18 protein-coding genes and 1 pseudogene are annotated in these 23,322 nt (G+C 73.6%); 6 read left to right on the top strand and 13 right to left on the bottom strand.

All coding sequences use genetic code 11. From position 1 onward, the window contains the following. Positions 1-34: 34 nt before the first annotated feature. Both ACGFQC_RS33245 and ACGFQC_RS33240 read right to left on the bottom strand, forming a co-directional pair. Positions 35-1,378, bottom strand: coding sequence for a copper amine oxidase (locus ACGFQC_RS33245; protein WP_363090473.1), 1,344 nt, complete (start codon positions 1,376-1,378; stop codon positions 35-37). A gap of 91 nt (positions 1,379-1,469) precedes the next feature. Continuing rightward, positions 1,470-2,321 carry a Tat pathway signal sequence domain protein gene (locus ACGFQC_RS33240; RefSeq protein WP_363090472.1) on the bottom strand — a complete coding sequence of 284 codons (852 nt, stop codon included), beginning with the start codon at positions 2,319-2,321 and terminating at the stop codon, positions 1,470-1,472. Between the two features lie 190 nt (positions 2,322-2,511). Between ACGFQC_RS33240 and glgX the strand changes: the two genes are divergently transcribed. Both glgX and treY read left to right on the top strand, forming a co-directional pair. Continuing rightward, positions 2,512-4,629 (top strand): glycogen debranching protein GlgX, encoded by a 2,118-nt coding sequence (glgX, locus tag ACGFQC_RS33235; protein ID WP_363090471.1) that lies wholly within the window; start codon positions 2,512-2,514, stop codon positions 4,627-4,629. A 108-nt stretch (positions 4,630-4,737) separates the two neighbouring features. Then, positions 4,738-7,155, top strand: coding sequence for a malto-oligosyltrehalose synthase (treY, locus tag ACGFQC_RS33230; RefSeq protein ID WP_363090470.1), 2,418 nt, complete (start codon positions 4,738-4,740; stop codon positions 7,153-7,155). A gap of 109 nt (positions 7,156-7,264) precedes the next feature. Here the strand turns inward: treY and ACGFQC_RS33225 are convergent, their stop codons facing one another. From ACGFQC_RS33225 to ACGFQC_RS33215, 3 genes and pseudogenes are all read right to left on the bottom strand, one after another. Continuing rightward, entirely contained in the window at positions 7,265-7,765 is a 501-nt protein-coding gene (locus ACGFQC_RS33225; RefSeq protein WP_363090469.1) for an SSI family serine proteinase inhibitor, read from the bottom strand. Further along, positions 7,762-8,283: pseudogene (locus ACGFQC_RS33220) on the bottom strand (dehydrogenase); the annotation flags it as partial. The gene ACGFQC_RS33225 and the pseudogene ACGFQC_RS33220, both read right to left, overlap by 4 nt. Positions 8,284-8,355: 72 nt before the next feature. Next, a complete protein-coding gene (locus tag ACGFQC_RS33215; RefSeq protein ID WP_363090468.1) occupies positions 8,356-8,907 on the bottom strand; it encodes a DUF1707 and FHA domain-containing protein in 552 nt (183 codons plus the stop codon). Positions 8,908-9,093: 186 nt separating this feature from the next. Between ACGFQC_RS33215 and treZ the strand changes: the two genes are divergently transcribed. Beyond that, the gene (gene treZ / locus ACGFQC_RS33210) at positions 9,094-10,839 is read left to right on the top strand and encodes a malto-oligosyltrehalose trehalohydrolase (RefSeq protein WP_363090467.1); all 1,746 of its coding nucleotides are present in this window, start codon (positions 9,094-9,096) and stop codon (positions 10,837-10,839) included. A gap of 230 nt (positions 10,840-11,069) precedes the next feature. Here the strand turns inward: treZ and ACGFQC_RS33205 are convergent, their stop codons facing one another. Beyond that, positions 11,070-12,008, bottom strand: a complete 939-nt coding sequence (locus ACGFQC_RS33205) for an aminoglycoside phosphotransferase family protein (protein ID WP_363090466.1) — start codon at positions 12,006-12,008, stop codon at positions 11,070-11,072. 49 nt (positions 12,009-12,057) lie between these two features. Next, positions 12,058-13,185 carry an aminopeptidase P family protein gene (locus ACGFQC_RS33200; protein ID WP_363090465.1) on the bottom strand — a complete coding sequence of 376 codons (1,128 nt, stop codon included), beginning with the start codon at positions 13,183-13,185 and terminating at the stop codon, positions 12,058-12,060. 192 nt (positions 13,186-13,377) lie between these two features. On the opposite strand from ACGFQC_RS33200, the gene ACGFQC_RS33195 reads away from it, so the two are divergent. Continuing rightward, entirely contained in the window at positions 13,378-14,133 is a 756-nt protein-coding gene (locus tag ACGFQC_RS33195) for a metallophosphoesterase (RefSeq protein ID WP_363090464.1), read from the top strand. Between the two features lie 225 nt (positions 14,134-14,358). Here the strand turns inward: ACGFQC_RS33195 and ACGFQC_RS33190 are convergent, their stop codons facing one another. Both ACGFQC_RS33190 and ACGFQC_RS33185 read right to left on the bottom strand, forming a co-directional pair. Continuing rightward, positions 14,359-14,952 (bottom strand): PDZ domain-containing protein, encoded by a 594-nt coding sequence (locus ACGFQC_RS33190; RefSeq protein WP_363090463.1) that lies wholly within the window; start codon positions 14,950-14,952, stop codon positions 14,359-14,361. 120 nt (positions 14,953-15,072) lie between these two features. Beyond that, a complete protein-coding gene (locus ACGFQC_RS33185) occupies positions 15,073-15,939 on the bottom strand; it encodes a LysR family transcriptional regulator (protein WP_363090462.1) in 867 nt (288 codons plus the stop codon). A gap of 87 nt (positions 15,940-16,026) precedes the next feature. Between ACGFQC_RS33185 and ACGFQC_RS33180 the strand changes: the two genes are divergently transcribed. Then, positions 16,027-16,782 (top strand): hypothetical protein, encoded by a 756-nt coding sequence (locus ACGFQC_RS33180; RefSeq protein ID WP_363090461.1) that lies wholly within the window; start codon positions 16,027-16,029, stop codon positions 16,780-16,782. Positions 16,783-16,892: 110 nt separating this feature from the next. Here the strand turns inward: ACGFQC_RS33180 and cyc2 are convergent, their stop codons facing one another. From cyc2 to ACGFQC_RS33160, 4 genes are all read right to left on the bottom strand, one after another. Beyond that, on the bottom strand, positions 16,893-19,088 hold the full coding sequence (gene cyc2, locus ACGFQC_RS33175) for a germacradienol/geosmin synthase Cyc2 (RefSeq protein WP_363090460.1): 2,196 nt from the start codon (positions 19,086-19,088) through the stop codon (positions 16,893-16,895). Positions 19,089-19,223: 135 nt separating this feature from the next. Then, on the bottom strand, positions 19,224-20,408 hold the full coding sequence (locus ACGFQC_RS33170) for a damage-control phosphatase ARMT1 family protein (protein WP_363090459.1): 1,185 nt from the start codon (positions 20,406-20,408) through the stop codon (positions 19,224-19,226). 393 nt (positions 20,409-20,801) lie between these two features. Then, positions 20,802-21,452: a ScbR family autoregulator-binding transcription factor gene (locus ACGFQC_RS33165; protein WP_363090458.1), complete on the bottom strand. Its 651-nt coding sequence runs from the start codon at positions 21,450-21,452 to the stop codon at positions 20,802-20,804. A 68-nt stretch (positions 21,453-21,520) separates the two neighbouring features. Then, positions 21,521-22,429, bottom strand: coding sequence for a ScbA/BarX family gamma-butyrolactone biosynthesis protein (locus tag ACGFQC_RS33160; protein ID WP_363090457.1), 909 nt, complete (start codon positions 22,427-22,429; stop codon positions 21,521-21,523). A gap of 180 nt (positions 22,430-22,609) precedes the next feature. On the opposite strand from ACGFQC_RS33160, the gene ACGFQC_RS33155 reads away from it, so the two are divergent. Beyond that, positions 22,610-23,260, top strand: a complete 651-nt coding sequence (locus ACGFQC_RS33155; protein ID WP_363090456.1) for a ScbR family autoregulator-binding transcription factor — start codon at positions 22,610-22,612, stop codon at positions 23,258-23,260. Positions 23,261-23,322 lie beyond the last annotated feature (62 nt).

Below are 23,322 nucleotides of genomic sequence, written 5' to 3'. Positions count from 1 at the left end.
GCCGGCGGTGCAGCCGGATGGGCAGGGTCGTTTCTCAACTTCCGGGACGCGGGCGGCCGTTCTCGCCGGCGAGGGTGGGCGGAGTGAGCGGGCTCATAGCGGTGACGTCCCGGGGCGCGATGGAGAATCCCTGCCAGTGCACCGGCATGGGCTGCTGGTCCTCGTCCCGCGCGACGTGGTGGAAGCCCACGTTCACCCAGGCCACGGGGTGGGTGAGGGCCTGTCCGTTGACCCACTTGTCGACGGTCGTGGGATGCCCGGAAGCGCACAGCCTGACATTGTTGTTGGCGTACCGCTCACACTTGTCGTACTGCGTGAAGTAGACGTCGTGCCGGGTGAAGGCACGGCCCGGGTACTTGCTGCTGACGCCGGGGACGATCTCGTACGAACGCGGGTGGCCGTCCTTGTTCTTGCCGGTGGTGCTGACCACGCGCCACCAGCGCATGTTCTTGGCGTCGCCCGCGAGTTCCTTGGTGACGGTGGTGCGGGTGGTCTTGTTGGTGGGGGCCTGGGCGCCGGTGGCGGGCGGCTTGACCACCGAGTCGTACTGCTCGACCTTGTTCTTCGATCCGTCGAGGCCGAAGTCGAGCCGCCAGAACACGTTGTGGTTGTGGCTGGTGGCGTAGGCCCTGGCGCCCTTGCCTATCGGCCAGCCGCGGCCGTCGCCCGCGTCGTAGTCGAAGGGCGAGAGGCTGCCGGTGGCGCCGACGTTCATGGAGACGGTGCCGTCGTCGGAGAAGCGCCACTCGGTGATGTACTCGTACCAGCTCACCTTGTTGACGGTGTAGACGAGCAGGTCCTTGCCCTGCGCCTGGTAGACCTTCCCGGAGTCGGTCTGCATCCGGTAGGCGTGGCCGCGGGCCCGCGTGGTGGTGCACAGGCCCTTCACGTTGGGGTTCTCGGAGTTGTAGGCGTCGGGGACCTTCACCGTCTTGATGGTGCCGCCGGGGCACTCGGCGGGGCTCATGTTGACCAGGCCCGAGCCGAAGTTGTAGTCGGTGATGTCGTTGTACTCGTTGGAGCCGTCGTCGTACGGCACGTGGATCTGGGCGAGTTTGGCGCTGTTGAGGACCCTGATCGGGCGGGCCTCGCCGCGCGGCTGGTAGGAGACCTTCTCCAGGACGAGCCCGGACTTGGACTCGAAGCGCCAGCACATGCTCCAGGTCGTGCCGTTGGAAAGCTTCTGCTGGATGCGGTAGGCGGCGCTGCAGTCGGCGGCGGCCGCGGGGGCCGCCTTCGGCCGGGCGGCGGCCGGGGCGGTGCCGGTCGCGGACACTCCGGCGGCCAGCGCGGCCACGGACAGACCGAGGGCCGCGCTCCTGCGGGCACGGCTGATCGCGGGCGGCCGGTGGCCGCCGTTCGGGTGGTTCAGGCGCATGCGGACATGACTCCCTGTGCGTCACCCTCCCGGGGCAGGCAGCGCGGCCGCGCGGGAGGTGCGGGTCGGAAAAGCGGACGGAAGGGGGCGCTCAGCGGGTGAGCGCGGCCACCTTGCGGGTGCTGAGGTCGATCACCAGGGACCGGGTGTCGATCCACGGGCCGTTCTTCACCTTCAGCAGCAGCCGGGCGCAGCGGTGGATCCCGCACCGGTCGAAGGCGGCGGGCTGGGCGCCCGGCACCGCGCGGTACACCATGCTGGAGAGCTGCAGCTGCTCCGGTGAGGTGAGCTCCTTGCCGGTGGCGTCCTTGTAGTCGGCGCGCAGGCCCGCGCCGAGCGGGTCGGCGATCAGCAGCGCGGCCGCCTCGGTGTTCTCGGCGCGGCTGAGCGGCGGCTGGACGCCCCGTCCGCTGTCGGTGGCCTCGACCTTGCCGGTGTCCAGGTTGACGGTCCTGGTGACGAGCGTGTCGTCCTCGTAGTCGTAGAACGTCACCTCGGCGCGGCGGGGCGCCGAGGGGTCGTCGACCTCGTCCGCCTCGGGTTCGGCGAGGTCCACGCCGAGGTGCTGCGGGCCGCGGCCGCCGTCGACGTCCCGGCTCGCGTCGAGCAGCTGCCGGTTGAGCGCGATGCGCTCGACGCGGGCGACCTCGTCGTCGGTCAGCGGGTCGCGCCCCGTGCCGCGCTCGCCCTCGGCGGGCGCCTGCTCGACGACCCCGGGCGCCACCGCCGCCGCGCCGCCCTGCTGTCCCGCACCGTCCTGTCCCGCACCGTCCTGTGCGGCGTCCTGCCCGCCGGCCGCCACCCGGCCGGCCGATCCCCCTCCGGTTCCTTCCGCCCCCGCCGTGCCCGGCAGGGTGATCGCGATCATCGCGGCTGTCGCGGCCACCGCGACGGCCGCACCTGCCACCACCTTGCCCAGGTGGCGGCGCACTGTCGTGCGCACATCTTCCCCCTGCTCCCCCTGTGCCCCGGGAGTACGTTGTAGGCCCCGCTGTTTCGGCGTACGCCGAACGGGGCGTATGCACTGGTCGCCCGGTAAGAGGGACGTAAGTCACAGGTGGTTCCCTCACTTTCCTGGAGACTCGGTGCGAAGGCGGTCCCGGCAGAGCAGCACACCTGGAAGAGTCGTGTCCATGCAGGTCTGGCCTGGAGAGGCATATCCCCTCGGCGCCACGTACGACGGCGCCGGTACGAACTTCGCGGTCTTCACGGAGGCCGCGGACCGAGTAGAGCTGTGTCTGCTGCACGACGACGGCTCGGAGACGGCGGTGGAACTTCGCGAGAGCGACGCCTTCGTCCGGCACGCATACGTGCCGGGCATCATGCCGGGGCAGCGCTACGGCTTCCGGGTGCACGGGCCGTACGCGCCCGAGCGCGGGTCGCGCTGCAACTCGGCGAAGCTGCTGCTCGACCCGTACGCGAAGGCGATCAGCGGTGCGGTGCGGTGGGGCGAGGAGGTGTACGGCTACCACTTCGGGGCGCCCGAGAAGCGCAACGACCTCGACTCGGCGCCCCACACGATGACGTCGGTGGTGGTGAACCCCTACTTCGACTGGGGCGACGACCGGCGCCCCCGCACCGAGTACCACCACACGGTGATCTACGAGGCGCACGTCAAGGGCCTCACGATGCTCCATCCGGGGCTGCCGGAGGAGCTGCGCGGCACCTACGCCGCCCTGGCGCACCCGGCGATCATCGAACACCTCACCGAGCTGGGCGTCACGGCGCTGGAGCTGATGCCCGTACACCAGTTCGTCAACGATCACCGCCTGGTCGACATGGGCCTCAACAACTACTGGGGCTACAACACGATCGGATTCTTCGCCCCGCACAACGCCTACGCCTCCTGGGGCGACCGCGGGCAGCAGGTGCTGGAGTTCAAGTCGGCGGTGCGGGCGCTGCACGAGGCGGGCATCGAGGTGATCCTCGACGTGGTCTACAACCACACCGCCGAGGGCAACCACCTGGGCCCGACGCTGTCCTTCCGGGGCATCGACAACGCCCAGTACTACCGGCTGGCGGACGACCCGCGGTACTACATGGACACCACCGGAACCGGGAACTCGCTGCTCATGCGGTCCCCGCACGTGCTCCAGATGATCATGGACTCGTTGCGGTACTGGGTCACCGAGATGCACGTCGACGGGTTCCGCTTCGACCTCGCGGCGACCCTGGCGCGCCAGTTCCACGAGGTGGACCGGCTGTCGTCGTTCTTCGACCTGGTGCAGCAGGACCCGGTCGTCTCCCAGGTGAAGCTGATCGCCGAGCCGTGGGACGTGGGCGAGGGCGGCTACCAGGTGGGGAACTTCCCGCCGCTGTGGACCGAGTGGAACGGCAAGTACCGCGACACCGTGCGGGACGTGTGGCGGGGCGAGCAGCGCGCGCTCGCCGAGTTCGCCTCCCGGCTGACCGGCTCCTCCGACCTGTACCAGGACGACGGGCGCCGGCCGCTGGCCTCGATCAACTTCGTGACCTGCCACGACGGGTTCACGCTGAGCGACCTGGTGTCGTACAACGAGAAGCACAACGAGGCCAACGGCGAGGACAACCGGGACGGCGAGAGCCACAACCGGTCCTGGAACTGCGGCGTCGAGGGCGACACCGACGACCCGGACGTGCGTGAGCTGCGGTCCCGGCAGATGCGGAACTTCATGGCGACGCTGATGCTGTCGCAGGGCGTGCCCATGATCAGCCACGGCGACGAGGTGGCGCGCACCCAGCGCGGCAACAACAACGCCTACTGCCAGGACAGCGAGCTGTCGTGGGTGGAGTGGCCCGACCCTGAGGGGGAGGGCGACGAGATGCTCGACTTCACGCGGGCGATCGTGCGGCTGCGCAAGGAGCACCCCGTCTTCCGCCGCCGCCGCTTCTTCCACGGACGGCCCGTGGAGGGGACGCACGACGACCTGTCGGACATCGCGTGGTTCACCCCGCAGGGCAAGGAGATGGCCCAGCGGGACTGGAACTCGGCGCAGGCCTCGACGCTGACGGTGTTCCTCAACGGCAACGCGATCTCCGAGCCGGGCTCGCGCGGCGAACGGATCACCGACGACTCCTTCCTGCTGATGTTCAACGCCTCACCGAAGACCCTGGAGTTCGTGGTGCCGGTCGACCACGGCCGGCAGTGGCAGGTGGTCGTGGACACGGCGAACCCGCAGTCCGTGCGGGGGGAGACGCCCGTGAAGGTCGCGGCCGGTGACCGGCTGACCCTGGTCGACCGGAGCATGACCGTCCTGCAGCGGCCCGCGTAGGCCGTCACCGGCGACGGGCGCACCCGGCGGCGGGCGCAACCCGGTGCCGGGATGACACACGGTGGCCGGGATGACACGAAAGGGGGCAGGGCGGGTACGTAGGTCTGCATGACCTCTGAGCGCCCTGTCCCCGTCGTGCCCACGGCCACCTACCGGCTCCAGCTCCAGCCCGGGTTCCCGTTCGGGGCCGCCGCGGCGGCCGTGCCGTACCTGGCCTCGCTCGGCGTGTCGCACCTGCACCTGTCGCCCGTGCTGGAGGCCGTGCCCGGCTCCCCGCACGGCTACGACGTGGTCGACCACACGCGCGTGCGGGCGGAGCTGGGCGGCGAGGAGGGGCTGCGGGCCCTGTCGCGCACGGCGCGCGAACACGGGCTCGGACTGGTCGTGGACATCGTGCCCAACCACATGGCCATGGCCCCGCGGCACAACCGCGCCCTGTGGGAGGTGCTGCGGGAGGGCCCGCGCTCGCCGTACGCGCGCTGGTTCGACATCGACTGGGAGGCGCAGGGCGGCCGGGTGCTGCTGCCCGTCCTGGGCGGGCCGGTGGGCGAGGTGCTCGACGAGCTGCGCGTCGACGGGGACGTCCTGCGCTACTACGACCACGCGTTCCCGTTGCGCGAGGGGACCGCGGACCTGCCGCTGCCCGAGCTGCTGGACGCCCAGTGGTACCGGCCGGCGTGGTGGCGGCTGGCCCGCACGGAACTGAACTACCGGCGGTTCTTCAGCATCTCGGAGCTGATCGGGGTGCGGGTGGAGGACCCGGAGGTGTTCGACGCCACGCACGGCAAGATCCTCCAGCTGCTGCACGAGGGCGTGGTGGACGGGCTGCGCGTCGACCACCCGGACGGGCTCGCCGACCCCGACGCCTATCTGGCGCGGCTGCACGGGGCGAGTGGGGGCCGCTGGACGGTCGTGGAGAAGATCCTCGCCGACGGCGAACGGCTGCCCGACGCCTGGCCGGTCGCGGGCACCACCGGCTACGACGCCCTGCGCCACGTCGACGGTCTGTTCACGGACCCGGCGGGCGCCGGGGAGCTGCTGGAGCTGTACCGGCGGTTCGCTGCCCCGCAGACGGACCGGGGCGGGGACTGGGCGGCGACGGTGCGGCGGGCGTCGTACGCGGTGCTCAGGCACGAGCTGGCGACCGAGCTGGACCGGTTGACGCGAGCGGCCACGCGCGCGTGCGCGGCGTCGCCGGACCCGGCGCTGCGCGACCGGGCGCCCTGGGCGCTGCGCACCGCGCTGGAGGAGCTGCTGGTGCGCATGGAGGTCTACCGGCCGTACGTCTCGGGCGACGCGGCCGCCGTCGTCACCGAGGAGGCCGCCGAGGAGGCCCGGCTCGCCTTCGTCGTACCCGAGGAGGCGGGCGCCGTGGAGGTGGTGCGCGGCCTGGTGCTGGGCGGCGGGGACGGTCCGGAGGCGGTGGAGTTCCGCACCCGGTTCGCGCAGACGTCGTCCGCGCTGCGGGCCAAGTCGGTCGAGGACACGGCGTTCTACCGGTACGTACCGCTGCTCTCGGCGAACGAGGTCGGCGGCGATCCCGGCCGGCAGGGCGTCTCCCCCGCCGTTTTCCACGCCTACTGCGCGCGCGTGCAGCGGGACTGGCCGCTCACCGGGACGGTCCTGTCCACGCACGACACCAAGCGCAGCGCCGACGTCCGGGCGGCGCTGGCCGTGCTCACCGAGTGCCCGGGGCGCTGGGCGGAGGTCCTGGAGCAGGTGACCCACGCCGGGGAGGGCGTGCCGGACGGGCAGCTGGCGTGGGCGGCCTGGCAGACCGTGTTCGGGCTCGGGCCGGCCGCCCCGGAGCGCGTGGGGGAGGCCCTGCTCAAGCATGTGCGCGAGGCGGGCATGTACACGAGCTGGACGGAGCAGGAGCCGCCGTACGAGGAGGCCGTGGCGGCGTTCGTCACGGCGGGGCCGTGCGGGGTGCCGGGTGAGCGGGTGGCCGCCGTGCGGGAGGCGCTCGCGCCGCACGTCCGGGCGAACGTGCTGGGCGCGGCGCTGGTGCAGCTGACGATGCCGGGGGTGCCTGACGTCTACCAGGGCACGGAGGGCGAGTACCTGGCCCTGGTGGACCCCGACAACCGGCGCCCCGTCCGTTTCCCGCCGGCGGACGCCGGCACCGACACCGGGACCGGGGAGGCCGGTACCGGGGAGGCCGGTACCGGGGAGGCCGGTACCGGAGGCACCTGCTCCAAGGAGGCCGTGACGGCGGCGGCGCTGCGGCTGCGCCGCCGGCGTCCGGACGCCTTCGGTCCGGCGGCGACGTACGAGCCGCTGCCCGCCGAGGGCCCGGCCGCGGACCACTGCCTGGCCTTCGCCCGCTCCGGCCGGGTCGTCACGGCCGCCACCCGGCTGTCCCTGCGCCTGGCGGAGGCGGGCGGCTGGGGGGACACCCGGCTCGCGCTCCCTCCGGGCAGGTGGGCGGACGCCCTGGAGCCCGGCCGGGAGTTCACGGGGCACGCGCGTGTGGCGGAACTGTTCGGGCGGCTGCCGGTGGCGCTGCTGGAGAGGGTGGGGTGAGACGCGGCGCGGGACCGGCGGACCCTGGTGCCGCGGCGCCCGCCGGGAGGCGGGCAGGGGTGGACGGCTCCGGACACGCTCACGCGCGCGTGCCCGGAGCCGGCCGGCCTCACACCTCGGGCATCCCGGACAGCCCGGATAGCCCGGACCGTTCGGACCGTTCGGACAGTTCGGGGAGTTCGGGGAGCTGCTCGTCGTCCAGGGCGAACACCGCGCCCGTCTCCGCGAGCATCACGCAGGTGTTGGAGAAGGTCCTCGTGTACGCGACGGGACGGCCGTGCCACCAGCCGCTCGCGCGGGCGGTCACGGGGGCGTACAGGAGGGAGCAGACGGCCCCCCTCGGCGCGACGGCGTCGATGTCACCGTTCGCCGCCGTGAGGTCGGCGCAGGCCTCGGCGGCGCGGGAGTGGCCCTGGGGCGGGTCGCACAGCAGGAGCGTGCCGCGGGTGTCGCCGGAGCGGGAGTCGCCCGTGGTGACGCTGAGCCGGAGCCCGTCGCCGGGGAGGGCGTGACCGGGCGACGAGGCCCGGACGGGAGCGACGGCGACGAGGAGGAGGGCGGCCGTGACGGGCAGGGCGCCCAGGAGGCGGGGTGCGGGGAAGTGCTTCATTCCCGGTGCATCGGCACGGCGGTCCCGGTTCCCCAGTCCGGCTCACCCGATCGTGCGGGTGCGCAGGCCGGCCGCGCGGCCAGTTCGAACGCCGCGAGGACGACCCTGGTCTGGTACTCCACCTGGCGGGCGACGGGGATCCAGCGGGCCCCGAAACCGTCGTGGTAGTCGGCGCACCCCGCGTCGATGAACGCGTCCGGCTCCGGCAGCGCGCCGGCCGGATCGTGTCCGGTCCCCGCGACGAGCTGGTGCAGCAGGCCCGCGGTGCGCACGGCGATACGGCGGCCGGCGATGCGCAGGGCGGCCAGGTGGGCGTTGTTCAGGGGCGGGAGCGGACGGCCGGGGTCGCCGGCGTCGGGGTCCCAGGCGTCGGCGAGGCCGGGGCGGACGAGGAGGTAGTCGTCGACCGGGGCGAGCAGGCGGGCGGTGTCGGGTGCGCCGGACAGGTGGGGCCGCACGCGCGCGAGGACGCGTTGTCGGTATCGCCCCGACACAACCAGTGTCGGGGCGACCCTCCGCCTTGCGATCGCACGCACCAGACGCCGCCGGGCCTGCCCTTCGGGCAGACGACGCCACTTTCGGAACACGCCCTAGTTCACCGAGAGGCGGAACGCCATCCGGCCGAAGGCGACCTGGTCGCCCTCGCGGACCACTGCGGCGCCGATGACGCGCCGCCCGTTGACGGTCGTGCCGTTGGTCGAACCGAGGTCGCGCAGGATCCACATGCCGTCCTGGCGGCTGAGTTCGGCGTGCACGCGCGAGACGCTGTCGTGGGTCAGCCGGAGGCCGCTGGCGGGGTCGCGGCCGATGCGCAGCGCCCGTTCGGCGCCGGGGTGCGGCAGCAGCAGCTTGGGCAGCCGCTCGGCCTGCCAGGCCCTGCGCAGCCGTACGGTGAAGCCGGAGACGGCCTCGACGGTGCCGAACACGGCGCGCGAGAAGCGGTTCTCCCTGGGCAGGTCGGCGGTGAGGACCGCCAGTTCGTCCGGGCGGCGGGCGGCGAGCGCCAGTTCCATGCGCCGGATGAACGTGTCGTGGGAGAGGCGGCCCATGGCGACACCGTCACGGAGCACCTTCAGTGCCCTGTCGCGCTCCACGTCGGACAGGCGCGCGGGGTACGTGTTGAACTCGAATGACGACGTCACGCTCGTGATTGTCGGTCAGTGGACGTCGGGTGTCCAGAAAACGGGAAAACGGCGACCCGGCGCGCGTGCCCGGAGCGGACCGCCACGACACCGGCCGCGATGGGAGTGTTCGTGCGGCGGATCGATCTCGTTTGGAGCACGATGGGTCGGGCTACATCACGGTGAGCAGACGAAGGGGAGCCGTCCGTGCAGTTCGAGGTGTGGGCACCGCAGGCCGAACGTGTGACGCTCCAGTGCGGTGACGTGACGCGCGCGTTGGAGCGCGACGCCGCGCGGCCGGAGTGGTGGACCGGTGAGGCGGAGGCGCGGGACGGCACCCGGTACGGCTTCGCGGTGGACGACGGCCCCGTGCGGCCGGATCCGCGGTCGCGCCGTCAGCCGGACGGGCCCGACGGGCTCAGCGCGGTCGTCGACCACGGCCGGTACGCGTGGCGGGCGCGGTGGCCGGGGCGGCCGCTGCCGGGTGCGGTGCTGTACGAGCTGCACGTGGGCACGTACACCCCCGAGGGCACCCTGGACGCGGCGGCCGACCGGCTCGGTCATCTCGTCGAACTCGGTGTGACCCACGTGGAGTTGATGCCGCTGTGTCCCTTCCCCGGCCGACACGGCTGGGGTTACGAGGGGGTGTCTCTGTGGGCGGTGCACGAGCCGTACGGCGGTCCCGAGGCGCTGAAACGCTTCGTCGACCGGGCGCACGAGCTGGGTCTGGGGGTGGTCCTGGACGTCGTGCACAACCACCTGGGTCCGTCGGGCAATTACCTGCCCGTCTTCGGGCCGTACTTCACCGACACGCACCACACCCCGTGGGGCTCGGCCGTCAATCTGGACGCGCCCGGCTCGGACGAGGTGCGGGCGTTCCTGCTGGGCAGCGCGCTGGCGTGGCTGCGTGACTACCGGATCGACGGGCTCCGGCTGGACGCGGTGCACGCGCTGGCCGACACGCGCGCGTACCCGTTCCTGGAGGAACTGTCGGAGTCGGTGGACGCGCTCGCCGAGGAGACGGGCCGGCCGCTGTTCCTGATCGCCGAGTCCGACCTGAACGACCCGCGGCTGATCACGCCCCGCCGGGAGGGCGGCCTGGGGCTGCACGCGCAGTGGAACGACGACTTCCACCACGCCCTGCACACCGCCCTGACCGGCGAGTCCCAGGGCTACTACGCCGATTTCGGGCGCGATCCGTTCGCCGCGCTCGCCAAGACCCTCACCGGCGGGTTCTTCCACGACGGCACCTGGTCCAGCTTCCGCGGCCGGTCCCACGGCCGGCCGCTGGACCGTACCCGGCTGCCCGCGCACCGGCTCCTCGGCTACTCCCAGACCCACGACCAGGTGGGCAACCGCGCCCGGGGCGACCGGCTCGCGGCCTCCCTCTCCCCCGGCCTGCTGGCCTGCGCGGCGACGCTGACGCTGACCTCCCCGTACACCCCGATGCTGTTCATGGGCGAGGAGTGGGCGGCGGGCACGCCCTGGCAGTTCTTCACCGACCACACCGACCCGGACCTCGCGGAGGCCGTACGGCGGGGCAGGCGGCGGGAGTTCGCGGAGCACGGCTGGGCGGAGGAGGACGTGCCGGATCCGCAGGACCCGGCGACCCGGGACCGCTCCTGCCTGGACTGGTCGGAGCCGGAGCGCGAGCCCCACGCGCGCGTGCTGGCCTGGTACCGCCGGCTGATCGCCCTGCGGCACGCCCATGCCGACCTCACCGACCCCGACCTGGCCGACCTCAAGGTCGCCCACGACGCGCAGGCCCGCTGGCTGGCCTTCCGCCGCGGGGACGTCCGGGTGGCCGTGAACCTCGGCAAGGCACCGGCGGAGATCCCGCTCGGCACCCGCCCCGCGCGCGTGCTGGCCGCGTGGGAGCCGGTGGAGACGGCGGGCGCGGACGGGCTGCTGCGCCTGCCCGGGGAGTCCTGCGTGGTCCTGGAACAGGACTGAGGGCCACCGCACGGGGTGTGGACGGGCAGGTCCGGCCAGGGTCTTTCGTTTGGATCGGGCCGGATCGGGGAGCGGGGTCCGGTGCCGGGGGCACCTCCCACGCCTTTCGGGCAGTGCGGGAGCCGCGCGGGGCGGAGGAGGGAGCCGGGGCGGAGCCCTCGCGACCGACGACAACGCGGCGAGGGGCGGTGCCGGGGCCCGCGAGCCCGGCATGATCCAAACGAGAGGCCCTAGCCGTCCGCCCCGTCCTCCCTGAGTTCCGTCACGCGTTCCAGCAGGATCGCCTCCCAGGCGCGGCGCAGCTGGGTGCGCAGCAGGGCCGGGGGCTCGGCGCCGTGGCCGGTCAGGCGTTCGGCGAGGTGTACGACGGTGTCGCAGCGGGCCAGCCACAGGCCGCGCAGGCAGGCGCGGGCACCGTACCCGGTGAGGGTGGCGGCGCGGACGGCGGCGCCGGAGCCGACGGCGAGGGCGAGCCCGGCGATGTCCTCGGCGGGGTCGCCGACGACCGCGCCGGTCCAGTCGAGGACGCCGCGCACCCGGCCGTCGGCGCTGACCACGAGGTGCTCGCCCCGCAGGGCGTGGTGGACGAGGACGGCGGTGGCGGGCTGTGCGGCGAGCTGGGCCGCGCCGGGCGGGGTGAGCTGGTGAAGCCGGGCGGGGTCGAACTCGTCGGCGGCGGCGAGGCGTTCGCCGGCGGCGACGGCCATGCGGCGCAGTGCCTCGAGGGAGCGCGGGGCGACGCGCGGCACGCCGATCGTCTCGGCCTGCCGGGCCGGCACCTCGCGCAGTCCGCCGAGCAGCGCGGCCAGGTCGGCCTCGCCGACGGCGGACACGTCGTGGTCCTCGGCGGTGCCGCCGGGCACCTTGGTGTCGAGGGTGCAGGCGAGGCCGGGCGACCACTCGCCGTGCGCGACGGCGGTCGGCACGGCGACCGGCACGTGCGGTCGGACGAGGTCGCGCAGCCGCAGTTCACGGCGCATGCGGACGCTCGCCTCGCGATCGGGGGCGAGCCGCAGGACGTGGCGGGTGCCGACCCACCAGGTGCCGTGCCCGCCCTCCTCGGAGGCGGGCCGCACCTCGGGACCGGGACCGCCGTCGCCGGCGTTCCCGAGGAGCGTTCGGACCAGTCGGCGGACGGTGTCCGCGGTGGGTGTGGGTGCTGGGGTCATGGTCGCGCCGTAGCCGTTCGGGTGGGTACCGGGACTCTCCTGTGGGGTGTCAGTCGACTATGACCATCTCGCGGGTGGTGTCGTTGAGCCGGCGGCCGCCGTCCGCGGTGACGGTGACGATGTCCTCGATGCGCACCCCGAACCGGCCGGGGAGGTAGACGCCCGGCTCGACGGAGAAGCACATGCCGGGGACGAGGGGCTGTTCCTCACCCTCGATCATGTAGGGCGGCTCGTGGGTGGTGACGCCGATGCCGTGGCCGGTGCGGTGGATGAAGTACTCGCCGTACCCGGCGTCGGCGATGACGGCGCGGGCGGCCCGGTCGACCTCCTGGCAGGCGACGCCCGGCCGTACGGCGCGAAAGCCCGCCTCCTGGGCCTCGCGGACGAGGTCGTGGACCCGGCGCTCCTCGCCGGTGGGTTCGCCGACGTGGACCGTGCGGGAGGTGTCGGAGCCGTAGCCGTCCTTCAGGCCGCCGAAGTCGAGGACGACCATGTCGCCGTGCTCGATGACGCGGTCGCCGACCTCGTGGTGCGGGTTGGCGCCGTTCGGGCCCGAGGCGACGATGGTGAAGTCGACCTGGGAGTGGCCGAAGCGGCGGAGCAGGCCGGCGAGGTCGGCGCCGACCTCGGACTCCCGGCGTCCGGCGAAGGGGACCCCGCGGATCTCCTCGAACGTCGCGTCGGCGGCGGCCCCCGCGGCGGCCATCAGCTCCAGTTCGGCCGCGTCCTTGACGGCGCGCAGCATCGGCAGGGCCTCGGTGAGGGAGGCGTAGGAACTGTCCGGGAGTGCCTTCTGCAGGTTGAGCAGGTGCATCGCCCAGGCGTTGTCGCTGACGCCGAACCGCCCGCCGGTGTCCAGGAGCGCGGTGGTGGCGGCGTAGGGGTCCTTGCCGTCGGTCCAGTCCCGCAGGGTGAGCGCGGGGGCCCCGGCCGCCTTGGCCGCGTCGGGGGCCTCGAGGGCCGGGACGACGAGGACGGGGTCGCGCTCGGGCGTGAGGACGAGCAGGGTGAGCCGCTCGGTCGCCGCGGGGGGCGCGTAGCCGGTGAGCCAGACCAGGTCCGGGCCCGGTGCCACGAGCAGCCCGGCCAGCCCCGCGTCGCCGGCCGCGTGCGCGGCCCGCTCCATGCGGGCCCGGTAGTCGTCGGCGGTGAAGCGCGCGGGCGTACGGCCGGTCATCCGGGCCTCCCTGTCAGGACGTGGTGACTACGGGCAGCATCCTGCCCGGTCGGCAGGGGCGGCGCGACCCGATCGGCGGGGATTTCGCGGGGAACGCCGCCCCGTCGTTCCCCGGGCGGGTGGATTGCCCGGCCACGAGATCTAATGGTTGGATCATGAGCAAGCATTAATCCACTTCGGGAGGCCGGCACCGTGCTCGTACTCGCTCACCTCAGTGATCTGCACCTGGACGGCAGCGCCCGTGCCACCGAGCGCGCCGAGCGGGTGTGCGACCGGCTCCGGAACCTGCCGGGGCGGGTGGACGCGCTGCTGGTCACCGGAGACATCGCGGACCACGGGGCGGAGGCCGAGTACGAGGAGGCCGCCCGCGTCCTCGGGATCCAGGGCTCCGACGCTCCCTGGCCGGTGCTCACCTGCCCCGGCAACCACGACCGTCGCGCCCCCTACCGCAAGGTCCTCCTCGGCCTGCCGGCCGCCGACGGACCGGTCAACAACGTCCAGGTGTTCGACGGCGGCGCGGTCCTGATGTGCGACTCCAGCATCCCGGGCGAGGACGAGGGGGCCCTGGCGGACGAGACGTACGCCTGGATCGAGGAGACCCTCGACGAGCTGGACGGGGACGTGCCGGCGCTGCTCGCCTTCCACCATCCGCCGGTGGCGGTGCACCACCCGCTGCCCGATTCCTACCGGTTGGGCGACCCCGGCCGGCTGGCCGCGCTGCTCGGGCGGCGGCCGGAGATCGCCGGGATCATCACGGGCCATGCCCACACCCCGGCCGCCACCGCCTTCGCGGGACGGCCGCTGGTGGTGGGCCCCGGCGTGACATGGACGCTCCGGCTGCCCTGGGAGGGCGAGGAGGTCGCCGACCGGGAGGCGCCGGTCGGGCTCGCGTTCCACGTCCTGGACGACGAGCGGCGGCTCACGAGCCACTTCCGCGTGGTCGTCTGACGCGGACCGCCCACGCGAGCGTGCCCACACGGGCGGTCCGGGCTGCCGGGTACCGCCCCGCGGTTCCCGCGTGCGCGGACGGGACCGCCGGAGCACGACCCGCGGCCCCCACGTACACGGACCGAACCACCGGGTGACGCCCCACAAGCTCCCGTGCACGCGCAAGCTCCCGCGTACGCCCGCCGGACGACGTCCTCCACGGCGCTCACGCGTCCGGACCGGCCGTCAGGTGACGATCCCCGGCACCACGGACAACTGCTGGTAACCACCGCTCTTGTGACGCAACGACACCTTGGTCTCCCGGCCCGGCTTCGCCTCCTCGACCGCCCGCGCGAGATCCGCCGCGGAGTCGATCCGGGTCCTGCCGAAGTGCAGGACGACGTCCCCGCGCACCAGACCGGCCGAATAGCCGGGGCCGGGGACGTGGACGGCGACGATCTCGGCGCCCGTCTTCTTCCCGTCCACGATCTCCAGTCCCAGGGTGGCGTCGGCGGGCGCGGATGCCGGGGAGCCCGGTGCGGCGGGGCTGCGGCCGGCCGCCGGGGGCGCGGCGTCCGCCGCTGCCCCGCCTCCCCGCCGTTGCAGCTCGGCCAGTTCGCCCGCGCCGATCACCGCGGCGCCCACGGTGCCGAGGCCGACGCCGGACAGCACCAGGACGGCACCGGCGAACAGGCCGGCCAGCAGGGTCGTCGGACGCCGGCCGCGACAGCGGGCGGCGTGCGGGTGGCGGGACCGGCCGCACGCCGGTACGTCGCAGGGCGGGGTTCCGCCGGGCTCCTGGCCGGGCATGGGCTTGGGACGCAACGCGGTCTGTTCCATGGATCTCCTCCGGCTGGTGCTCTACCCGTCGTACCGGGGTGCCACGAGCCACGAACGAGTGAGACTGACCGGCGGACGACGGCGGTACGCGTGCGGGCGCGGGACTCACCGGCCCGGCGTTCACCGGCCCGGGGACAGCGCCGCGACCAGGTCCCGTGCGGCACCCGTCGGGGTGCCGGCGTGGACGAGTTCCACCCGGTGGACGATCCGCGGTCCGGTGAGCGGGACGACCACCACGCCCGGGGCGCCGGCCGTCGCCGAGCGGGGCAGGACGGTGAGACCGTGACCGGCGGCGGCGAGCGCGGTCAGGACGCGGACGTCGGTGCCCTCGTAGCGCAGGGCCGGCCGGAAACCGCGACCGCCGCTCGCCGCGCGCAGCCGGGGCAGCGGCAGGCCCGTGTCGGGGGCGTCGATCCAGCGGGCGTCGGCGAGGTCGCCGAGGCGCAGTCCGGTGCGGCGGGCCAGGGGGTGGGCGGTGGGCAGCAGGACGCCGACCGGCTCCTCCCCGACGCCGTACGTGGTCAGCGGCGCCACGTCGGGCAGCGGGAGCGGGTCGCTGGGGGCGGCCAGGCCGTCGACGAGACCCAGGTCCGCGGTGCCCGCGGCGACGGCGGCGGGGACCTCGTCACGGGCCAGCACGCGCAGCGTCACACCCGCGGGCGGCAGCGCGGCGAGGGCCGCGGGGGTGAGCGCGGTCGAGGAGGTGGCCAGGGTCAGGCCGTGGACGGGGGCGGCGGCGATCCGGACCACGTCCGCGCGGGCCGCATCCAGGCGCAGCAGCAGGGGTCCGGCGTGTTCGAGGAGCCGCTCACCGGCCGCCGTGGGGGCGACGGGGCGCCGGGTGAGCAGTGGTGCGCCGAGGTCCTGTTCGAGGGCCGCGATGTGCTGGGACACGGCCGACTGGGTGTAGCCGAGGTCGCGCGCGGCCGCGGAGAAGGAGGCGAGGCGGGCCACGGTGACGTAGGTGCGCAGGAGGTGCGGGTCCATGCCGACCAGGGTCGCATCAGTTCTGCTTATCGGGAGTGCAGGAATCATCGTTGGACGTGAACCGGGGGCCGCTCCGAGGATGGGGGCATGACCGACAGCACCGCGCAGACCGCCGGCACCGCTCGCGTCGCCAGGGTCGCCCTGGTGGGCGACCGCTCCCCCGGCGTCGTCTCCCACACCCGGATCCCGCTCCTCCTCGACGCCCTCGCCGCCCGGGACCGGCTGGTCCTCGACGCCTACTGGATCCCCTCGTCCGACGCGGAGTCCGAGGGCGCGGTGCGCGGGTTCGACGCGGTCTGGGTGGTGCCGGGCAGCCCGTACCGCAGCGAGGCCGGTGTCCTGGCCGCGATCCGCACCGCCCGCGAGGAGAACATCCCCTTCCTCGGCACCTGCGGCGGATTCCAGCACGCCCTGCTGGAGTTCGCCCGCAACGCCTGCGGACTGACCCGCGCGGCGCACGCCGAGAACGACCCCACCGCCGCGGACCCGCTCCTCGAACCGCTGGCCTGCTCGCTGGAGGGCCACGAGGACACCGTCCTGCTGGAGCCGGGCTCGCTGGCCCACACGGTGATCGGCAGGGAGTCCACCGTCGAACGCTATTCCTGCCGCTACGGCCTCTCCCGTCACTTCGACACCCTGGTCGCGCACGGCCTGCGCTTCTCCGGCCGGGACGCGGCGGGCCAGGTGCGGATGGCGGAACTGCCCGGGCACCCCTTCTTCCTCGCCTCCCTCTTCCAGCCGGAGCTGTACGGCGACGGCTCGCACCCGCACCCGCTGGTCCGGGGACTGGCCCGGGCCGCGGTCGAGCACGCGGCGCGACCGGCGGCGGCGCGACCGGTGTGACGGGCCGCCGCACGACGCTCGGCGGGACGATCCGGGTGCGCGGTCGGCCGGCGGCGGCAACGGGGTGAGCCGTCGGCCGACCGGCAGCACGGGAACGGCCGGCGCAGGCGTCAGCCGACCGGCAGCACGGGAACGGCCGGCAGGCGGCCGGGCAGGAAGCCGTGGGACCGGCGGGCCAGATAGGCGGATGTGTAACGGTCCACCTCCCGGTGCCAGTTGAGGATGCCGGCCAGCCAGTTCCGGAGGTCCGCCACATACCCGCCCATGGCGTCGCGGGCCTTTGCCGACAGACCGAAGTCGTCGTACAGGACCGGCAGTTCGTGGGCGACCACGTGCTCGAACTGCTGCATGCGCTGGGTCATCAGGTCGTGGACGACGCCGAGCGCGGCCGGGTAGTCGCAGCCGAAGAAGTTCTGCACGACGAGGATGGCGTTGTGGATCTCGCCCTCGTACTCGATCTCCTTCTGGTACGAGAAGACGTCGTTGAGCAGGCAGGCGTAGTCGATGGCCGCGTTCTCCAGTGAGCGGACCGGGCCGCCGGCGTACACCTCCGGGGGGACGGCGGGACCCTGGCCCATGCGGCACAGGCTCAGCGTGAGGTCGGAGCCGAAGGTGGCGCGCCGCATCTCCAGGTAGTCGACGGGGTCGGGGATGCGGTTCTGGAGCTGGTTGGACAGCTCCCACACCCAGCTCTCCGTCATGCTGTCGACCGCCGTGCGCAGGGTGCGCCGCTGGTCGGGGGTCATGCCGGCGGTCGTGCGCGCCCACAGGTCGATCAGCGACCGTTCCATGGCGTTCAGGGGGACGGGGGTCTCCTCGCCGTCGACGGGCATGCAGGCCGAGAGGCGGGCGGTGGTGACCCGGGCCGCGGCCAGGTCACGGCGGTGGCCGTACACCAGCGGGTAGTAGTCGTCGCCGTAGGTGCCGAACGCCAGCCACCCGGCGCTGAGGTCGAGGGCCTCGGGGGTGGCGTCGGGGTCCAGGCCCGCCGAGCACAGCGCCAGGTCGCACGAGGCGAGCTTGTCCTCGTCCCACACCCCTTCGGACAGCATGCCCATGCGGCGCGTCCACTCGACCAGATGGTGGCGGGCCCGGTCCAGGTGCGGGCTCAGCTGCACCTGGAAGGGCATGTGGAACTCGGGCAGCCGGGACGGGCCGACCTTCTGGTACGGCACGTGCGTGTACGCGCGCAGTCTCCCCCGCTGCCCGAAAGGCGTGGGAGTCGCCCCCGTCGCGGCGGCCGAGGCGAGCAGGGCGCCGACGTCGGCGGCGGAGGTGCCGGGGTGGGTCAGCCGCTCCCAGGGCGAGGAGGAGGTCGCCTTCCCGTTCATGTAGCGGCTGGAGCGCAGGTGCCATTCGTGGCCGCCGGACTGCCAGTCCTGGAGCCCCTTGGTGTAGGCGGCGACGGCGGCCACCTCGTCCGGGCGCAGGCCCTTCTCCAGGGCCAGCGCCGGCACTTCGGTCAGGGCGGTGTGCTCGAACTGGTGGAGCCGGGACGTGAGGATGTCGTTGACGGTGTCCGCGGCCTCCTGGGTGGTGCAGCCGAAGAACGTCTCCAGGACGAGCACCCCGTTGCTCAGCTCGCCCTCGTCCTCGACCTCGCGCTGGTAGGAGAACAGGTCGTTGCGCAGGTGCACGCCGTCGGAGAAGGTCTCCATCAGCACCCTGAGCGGCCTCGATCCGGCCACGGCGGCCGGGACCTCGGCGGTGGCGTACTCCACGAGCCCCGCCGACCAGGGGGCGCCGCCCACCTTGCGGCGCATCTCGATGTACTCGACGGGGTTGGAGACCCGTCCCTCGTCGATGTTGGACAGCTCCCACATCGACTCGTTGAGGAGGTGCTCGGTGGCGACGGCGAAACGGCGCCGCCAGTCGGCGGACATCGCCGGCACGGTGCGCGCCCACAGGTCGGCGAGGCCCGCCTCGACCGGGTTCCGCGGCTCGGGCACCGGAGTCGACAGGTCGAGCGGCATGAACAGCGGGAGCCGGTCCAGGTGGGCCCGGCCGGCCGCCCGGTCGGGGGTGCGCTTGAACATGTCGAGGAAGTGGTCGTCGAAGAAGAACACCCACACGTACCAGTCGGTGATCAACGACAGGACGGGGCCGTCGCAGTCGGGGTGGGTGTAGGCGCAGAGCAGGCCGTAGTCGTGCGCGTCGAGGTCTGCCTGCTCCCAGATCCCGGAGCCCTCCAGCATGCCCATCTCGCGCGCCCACCCCGTCGAGTGGGCGCGGGCCTCGTCGAGGTGCGGGTTGAGCCGCGCGGGATACGGCATGTAGAAGTGCGGGAGTTCGAACGGCTGCGTCATGGCCGGGCCCTACCCGGGGGCATCAACCCTCATCCGCGGCGCGGAACATGATCACACCATCGCGTGAACCCGGTGCGAACACCGGCGAATCGGGCGCCCCTGGGCGGCGGGCCGGCGCGGGAGGGCGCGCCGTGCTCACTTCCTGGTCTGGATCAGCGCGTGTGTCCCGCCGGTGCGCCAGTGCTGCCCCTCGGCGGCGGTCAGCGCGGCCTCGGTGCCGGCGGACAGCCCGGTGATCACGTCCGACTTGAGCGTGCGCAGGGCCACGACCGGGCCGGGGAAGTACGCGGTCACGCCCCCGAACGGGGTCGTCGGCGGCCACAGCCGGTCACCCACCAGGCGGCGGTAGTTGAGGTCACCCTTCACGACGGTCAGCGTCGCGGCCGCGAACTCGGCGCGGAGGTCGTCCGGCATCCGCTCGTACGGCAGCGGGGCGGCGGCGAAGGGGTGGGCGCGGACCGTCAGGGTGCCGTCCGTCATCGCCGCCCACAGCCGCCGCCCGTACCCGGCGGCCACCCCCGGAGCGGCCGTCAGGCGGCGCAGCGCGTCGACGACGTCGGCCGTCGTGGCGTCCGAGACGTAGTAGGGGTACGGCTTGACGTGCAGGACGACGCGGCCGATCCGCCCGTGGGCGAGGAGGTGGGCGGCGAGGAGCAGGTCGGGGATCAGCTCGCGGCCCGCGTTGTCCGCGACCAGGCACAGCGTGCCGTCGGCGGCCTCCGGCTGTGCCAGCAGCGCCCACAGGCTCTCGCCGTCGTCGGCGACCAGTGCGGGGACGGCGGCCCGGTTCTGGGCGCCCGCGTCGGAGAGCCGGAAGCCGAGGTCGGCGCGGTTGCCCCACAGGGAGCCGTGCAGCAGGGCCTGCGCCCGCTCCGGCTCCGGGCGGCCTTCGAGGCCGTCGAGCGCGGCGAGTTCCTCGTCGGTCCCGGGGGCGTCCAGCTCGGCGAGCTTGAACGGGCGGAACGGGTCGAGTCCCTGCCAGGGGCCGGGCCGGAAGTGGCCGACGGTCTCGAGGAGCAGCCGGTAGAAGTAGCTCTCCGACCACAGCCAGGGCACCTCGTACCAGGAGCGGCCCGCGTACGCGTCCAGACCCCAGGTCCGCCAGCGGTCGAGGTCGTGCGCGTCGGCGGGGAGCGGTTCGATCACGCCCTCGGCGCAGTTCGTCAGCAGGGCGTCCAGGGCCTCGCGGACGTCGGGTCCGTAGGGGAAGGCGTCCCGCACCCGCCGGATGATCGCCGGGTGCCGCTCGGCGAGGACACCGTGCGGGAAGGAGCCGGGCTCGTCGCCGTGGATCACGGGCGGGAGGGGGGTGTCGGGCATGCGGATCACGGTATCGCGGGGCGGGTGGGGGCGGAGGGCGTGCGGACGGCGGGGCCGGCCGTGGCCACGCGCCGCCACGAGGGGCCGTGGCCGATGACGCGGACCGGCGAACCGGCGAACCGCAGGAGCGGCCGGCCGGGAACGCCCCGGGACACGGCGCCGGCCGTGCGCGAGGACACGGCCCCGGTCGGCCGTAGGCGCCACGGACCGGGGGTCGGCCGCCGCGGGACGCGCGGGGCGCTGGGCCGGCCTGCGCGGGGCAGACGGGGCGCGGGGTCGGCCGGCCTGCGCGGGGCACACGCGCCGTGGCGTGCTCACGTGGCGTAGCCGTGCCACGTGGGCACGGGCCGCGTGCTGGACGCGGTCCCCGGGCGGGAAGGGGCGGTGGCTCACTCACACCGCCGCCATGACCTCCCGTTCGAGTCGGGCCGCGAGGCTCAGGTAGCGGGGGCGGCGGGGGACGGGGACCAGGCCGCGGATGAGGACGTGCCACATCTCGGCCATGCGGCGCGGCAGCCGGGCGCTGGGTTCGCGGGAGCGGCCGACCACCCGGGTGCCGACGAAGAAACAGACCAGGGAGTGGGCCACGGCGTCCACGTCGACGTCCGAATGGATGTCCGACTCCCGCACCGCGCCGACGAGCCCGCGGGAGATCAGCTCCAGCCACTCGGTGAACGGGTGCGGCACGGGCGGCCGTACGGCGACGCCGCCGGTGGCCAGGCGCAGGCCGGCGCGGGTGATGGGGCCCTCGACCGACAGCCGCGCCATGCCGAAGGTGAGGCGCATCAGGGCCTCCAGAGCCGGGTAGCCGCGGCCGTCGATCTCCCCGGCGACCCGGCGGGCGGCCTGGGACTGCAACTCCAGGATGGCCTGGGCGAGATCCTCCTTGGCCGCGAAGTGGAAGTAGAGCGCGCCCTTGGTGACATGGGCGTGCTCGACGATGTCACTGAGGCTGGTCGACTCGTAGCCGTTCCGGTCGAACAGATCGGCTGCGGCCCTGATGATCGTCGTGCGGGTCTGCTCCGCGCGTAACTGCCTCGCCATCAACCTGACACTCCTGGGCGCAAAGAACGGGTCATGCCGTTTGTTTCTGACCCCCAGTAAACAACAGTTCACGTTCCGACGGTACCGACCAGGCATTCAAAGACCGTCGAATCCCCTTGTACGCCGAGCACTTGCACGTCGGGTCCGTGACCGCCCTTCGCCTCGATCCAGATGGGTTCGTCCAGTTCAGCGTACCGGTGGAAGACGGCGTGGTACGCCGCCGGTACCCGTTCTCCCGGTGTTTCCAGCAGGACTGCCTGGCGGGCGGCCTCGAGCAGGAGCATGCCGGGGACGTGGTCGAGCGGATGGTCGAAGAAAACGGGGTGCGCGGTATTTACTCGCAGCTGCCGACGGTCCGGCCGGCCGGCGTCGGCGGGCGCGAGGACGACGTCCGCGGGCAGGGCCCGGCGGACGGCGTCGGCGGGCACCCCGGGCGGGACGGGGACGGCGGTCACGGTCTCCGGCGTACGGCCGCCGCGCAGCCGCCGGTAGACGGGCCCGCTGACACAGGTGAAGGCGACGTCCGCGGCGGCGACGCGGGCGCCGTCGCGCAGGACGTGCGCGGTGTAGCGGGCGGCCGCGAGCTGTCCGCCCCGGTACTGGACGTCGGTGAAGACGAGTTCGACCTCGGGTTCGGCCGGCAGCACGCCGAGCGTCAACATCGTGGGTTCCGCGCCGACCTGGAACTCGGTCAGCACGAACTTCCGGTCCAGCGGGGCCTCGTACTCGGCGTGGGTGACCAGGGTGCCGCTCTGCCGAATCGTTTCGACGACGAGCAGCGGGTCGTACGCGGACCAGTCGGGCGACACGTGCAGCGCGTGCGCACGTGGCCACTGGGCGGACACCGTGAACCGGTCGGGCCCGGTGCGCCGCCAGCCGGTGAGGAAGGTCTCGGCGACGGCGGCGCGGTGGACGAGCTGGCGCGGGACGGTCGCGGTCAGGGACGGCGTGTCGGCAAGCTGCCGCGGTCGCGTCATCTCTCTCCCCTACGGCGCCCCGAAGGCCCGGGGCGGACGGGTGAACCGCCCGCTCGGTGAGCATTAAAGTACGAGGCGACCGGTTTGTTTTCAATGAGATCAGTCGACGGCATCCTATGATCGGACCGAACCCGCATCCGAGCGCGGGACGCCCGGTTCGGTGCCGTGAAGGGGCTCGCAATGGCGAAACAGGAGCGCGCGATCAGAACGCGCAGGGCGATCGTGGAAGCGGCGGGCGCGGTGTTCGACGAGCACGGCTACACCTCCACCACCATCTCCATGGTGCTGGAGCGCGCCCAGGTCACCAAGGGCGCCCTGTACTTCCACTTCGCGTCGAAAGAGGCCCTCGCCCAGGCGGTCCTGAACGAGCAGGTGCCCTTCGGGACGGTTCCACCGCAGCCGTGCAAGCTGCAGGAGATCGTCGACATGACCTTCGTGGTGGCGCGCCGGCTGCTGGACAACGCCCTGCTGCGGGGCAGCGTGCGGTTGGCGGTGGACCAGGAGACGCCGTCCGGGGTGGATCACGGCGAGCCGTTCCGGCAGTGGGCGCGGGCCCTCACCGAACTGCTGGAAGCGGCCCGCCGGCGCGGCGAGTTGCTGCCCACGGTGAAGCCGGCGGAAACGGTCGAGCTGTTGGTGGGCACCTTCACGGGCATCCAGTTGATGTCCCGGGCGCTGACCGACCGCGCCGACCTCGGGGACCGGCTGGCGGTGATGTGGGCGCACATCCTGCCGAGCATCGCGGTGCCCGGTCTGCTCCCCGGCCTCGACGCCCGCGCCGACCGGGGTGCGCGGGTGCTGGCCTCGCCGGAGCGGCGCGCGGCTTCCTGATCCGGACGTGCGGCGGGCCGGTCGGTGTCCATCCACACCGGCCGGCCCGCCCGTTCGTGAAG

The organism is Streptomyces sp. NPDC048734 (assembly GCF_043198675.1).
GTDB lineage: Bacteria > Actinomycetota > Actinomycetes > Streptomycetales > Streptomycetaceae > Streptomyces.
Note: the sequence above shows the minus strand (reverse complement) of the source record. Positions and strands in the feature narration are given on the sequence as shown.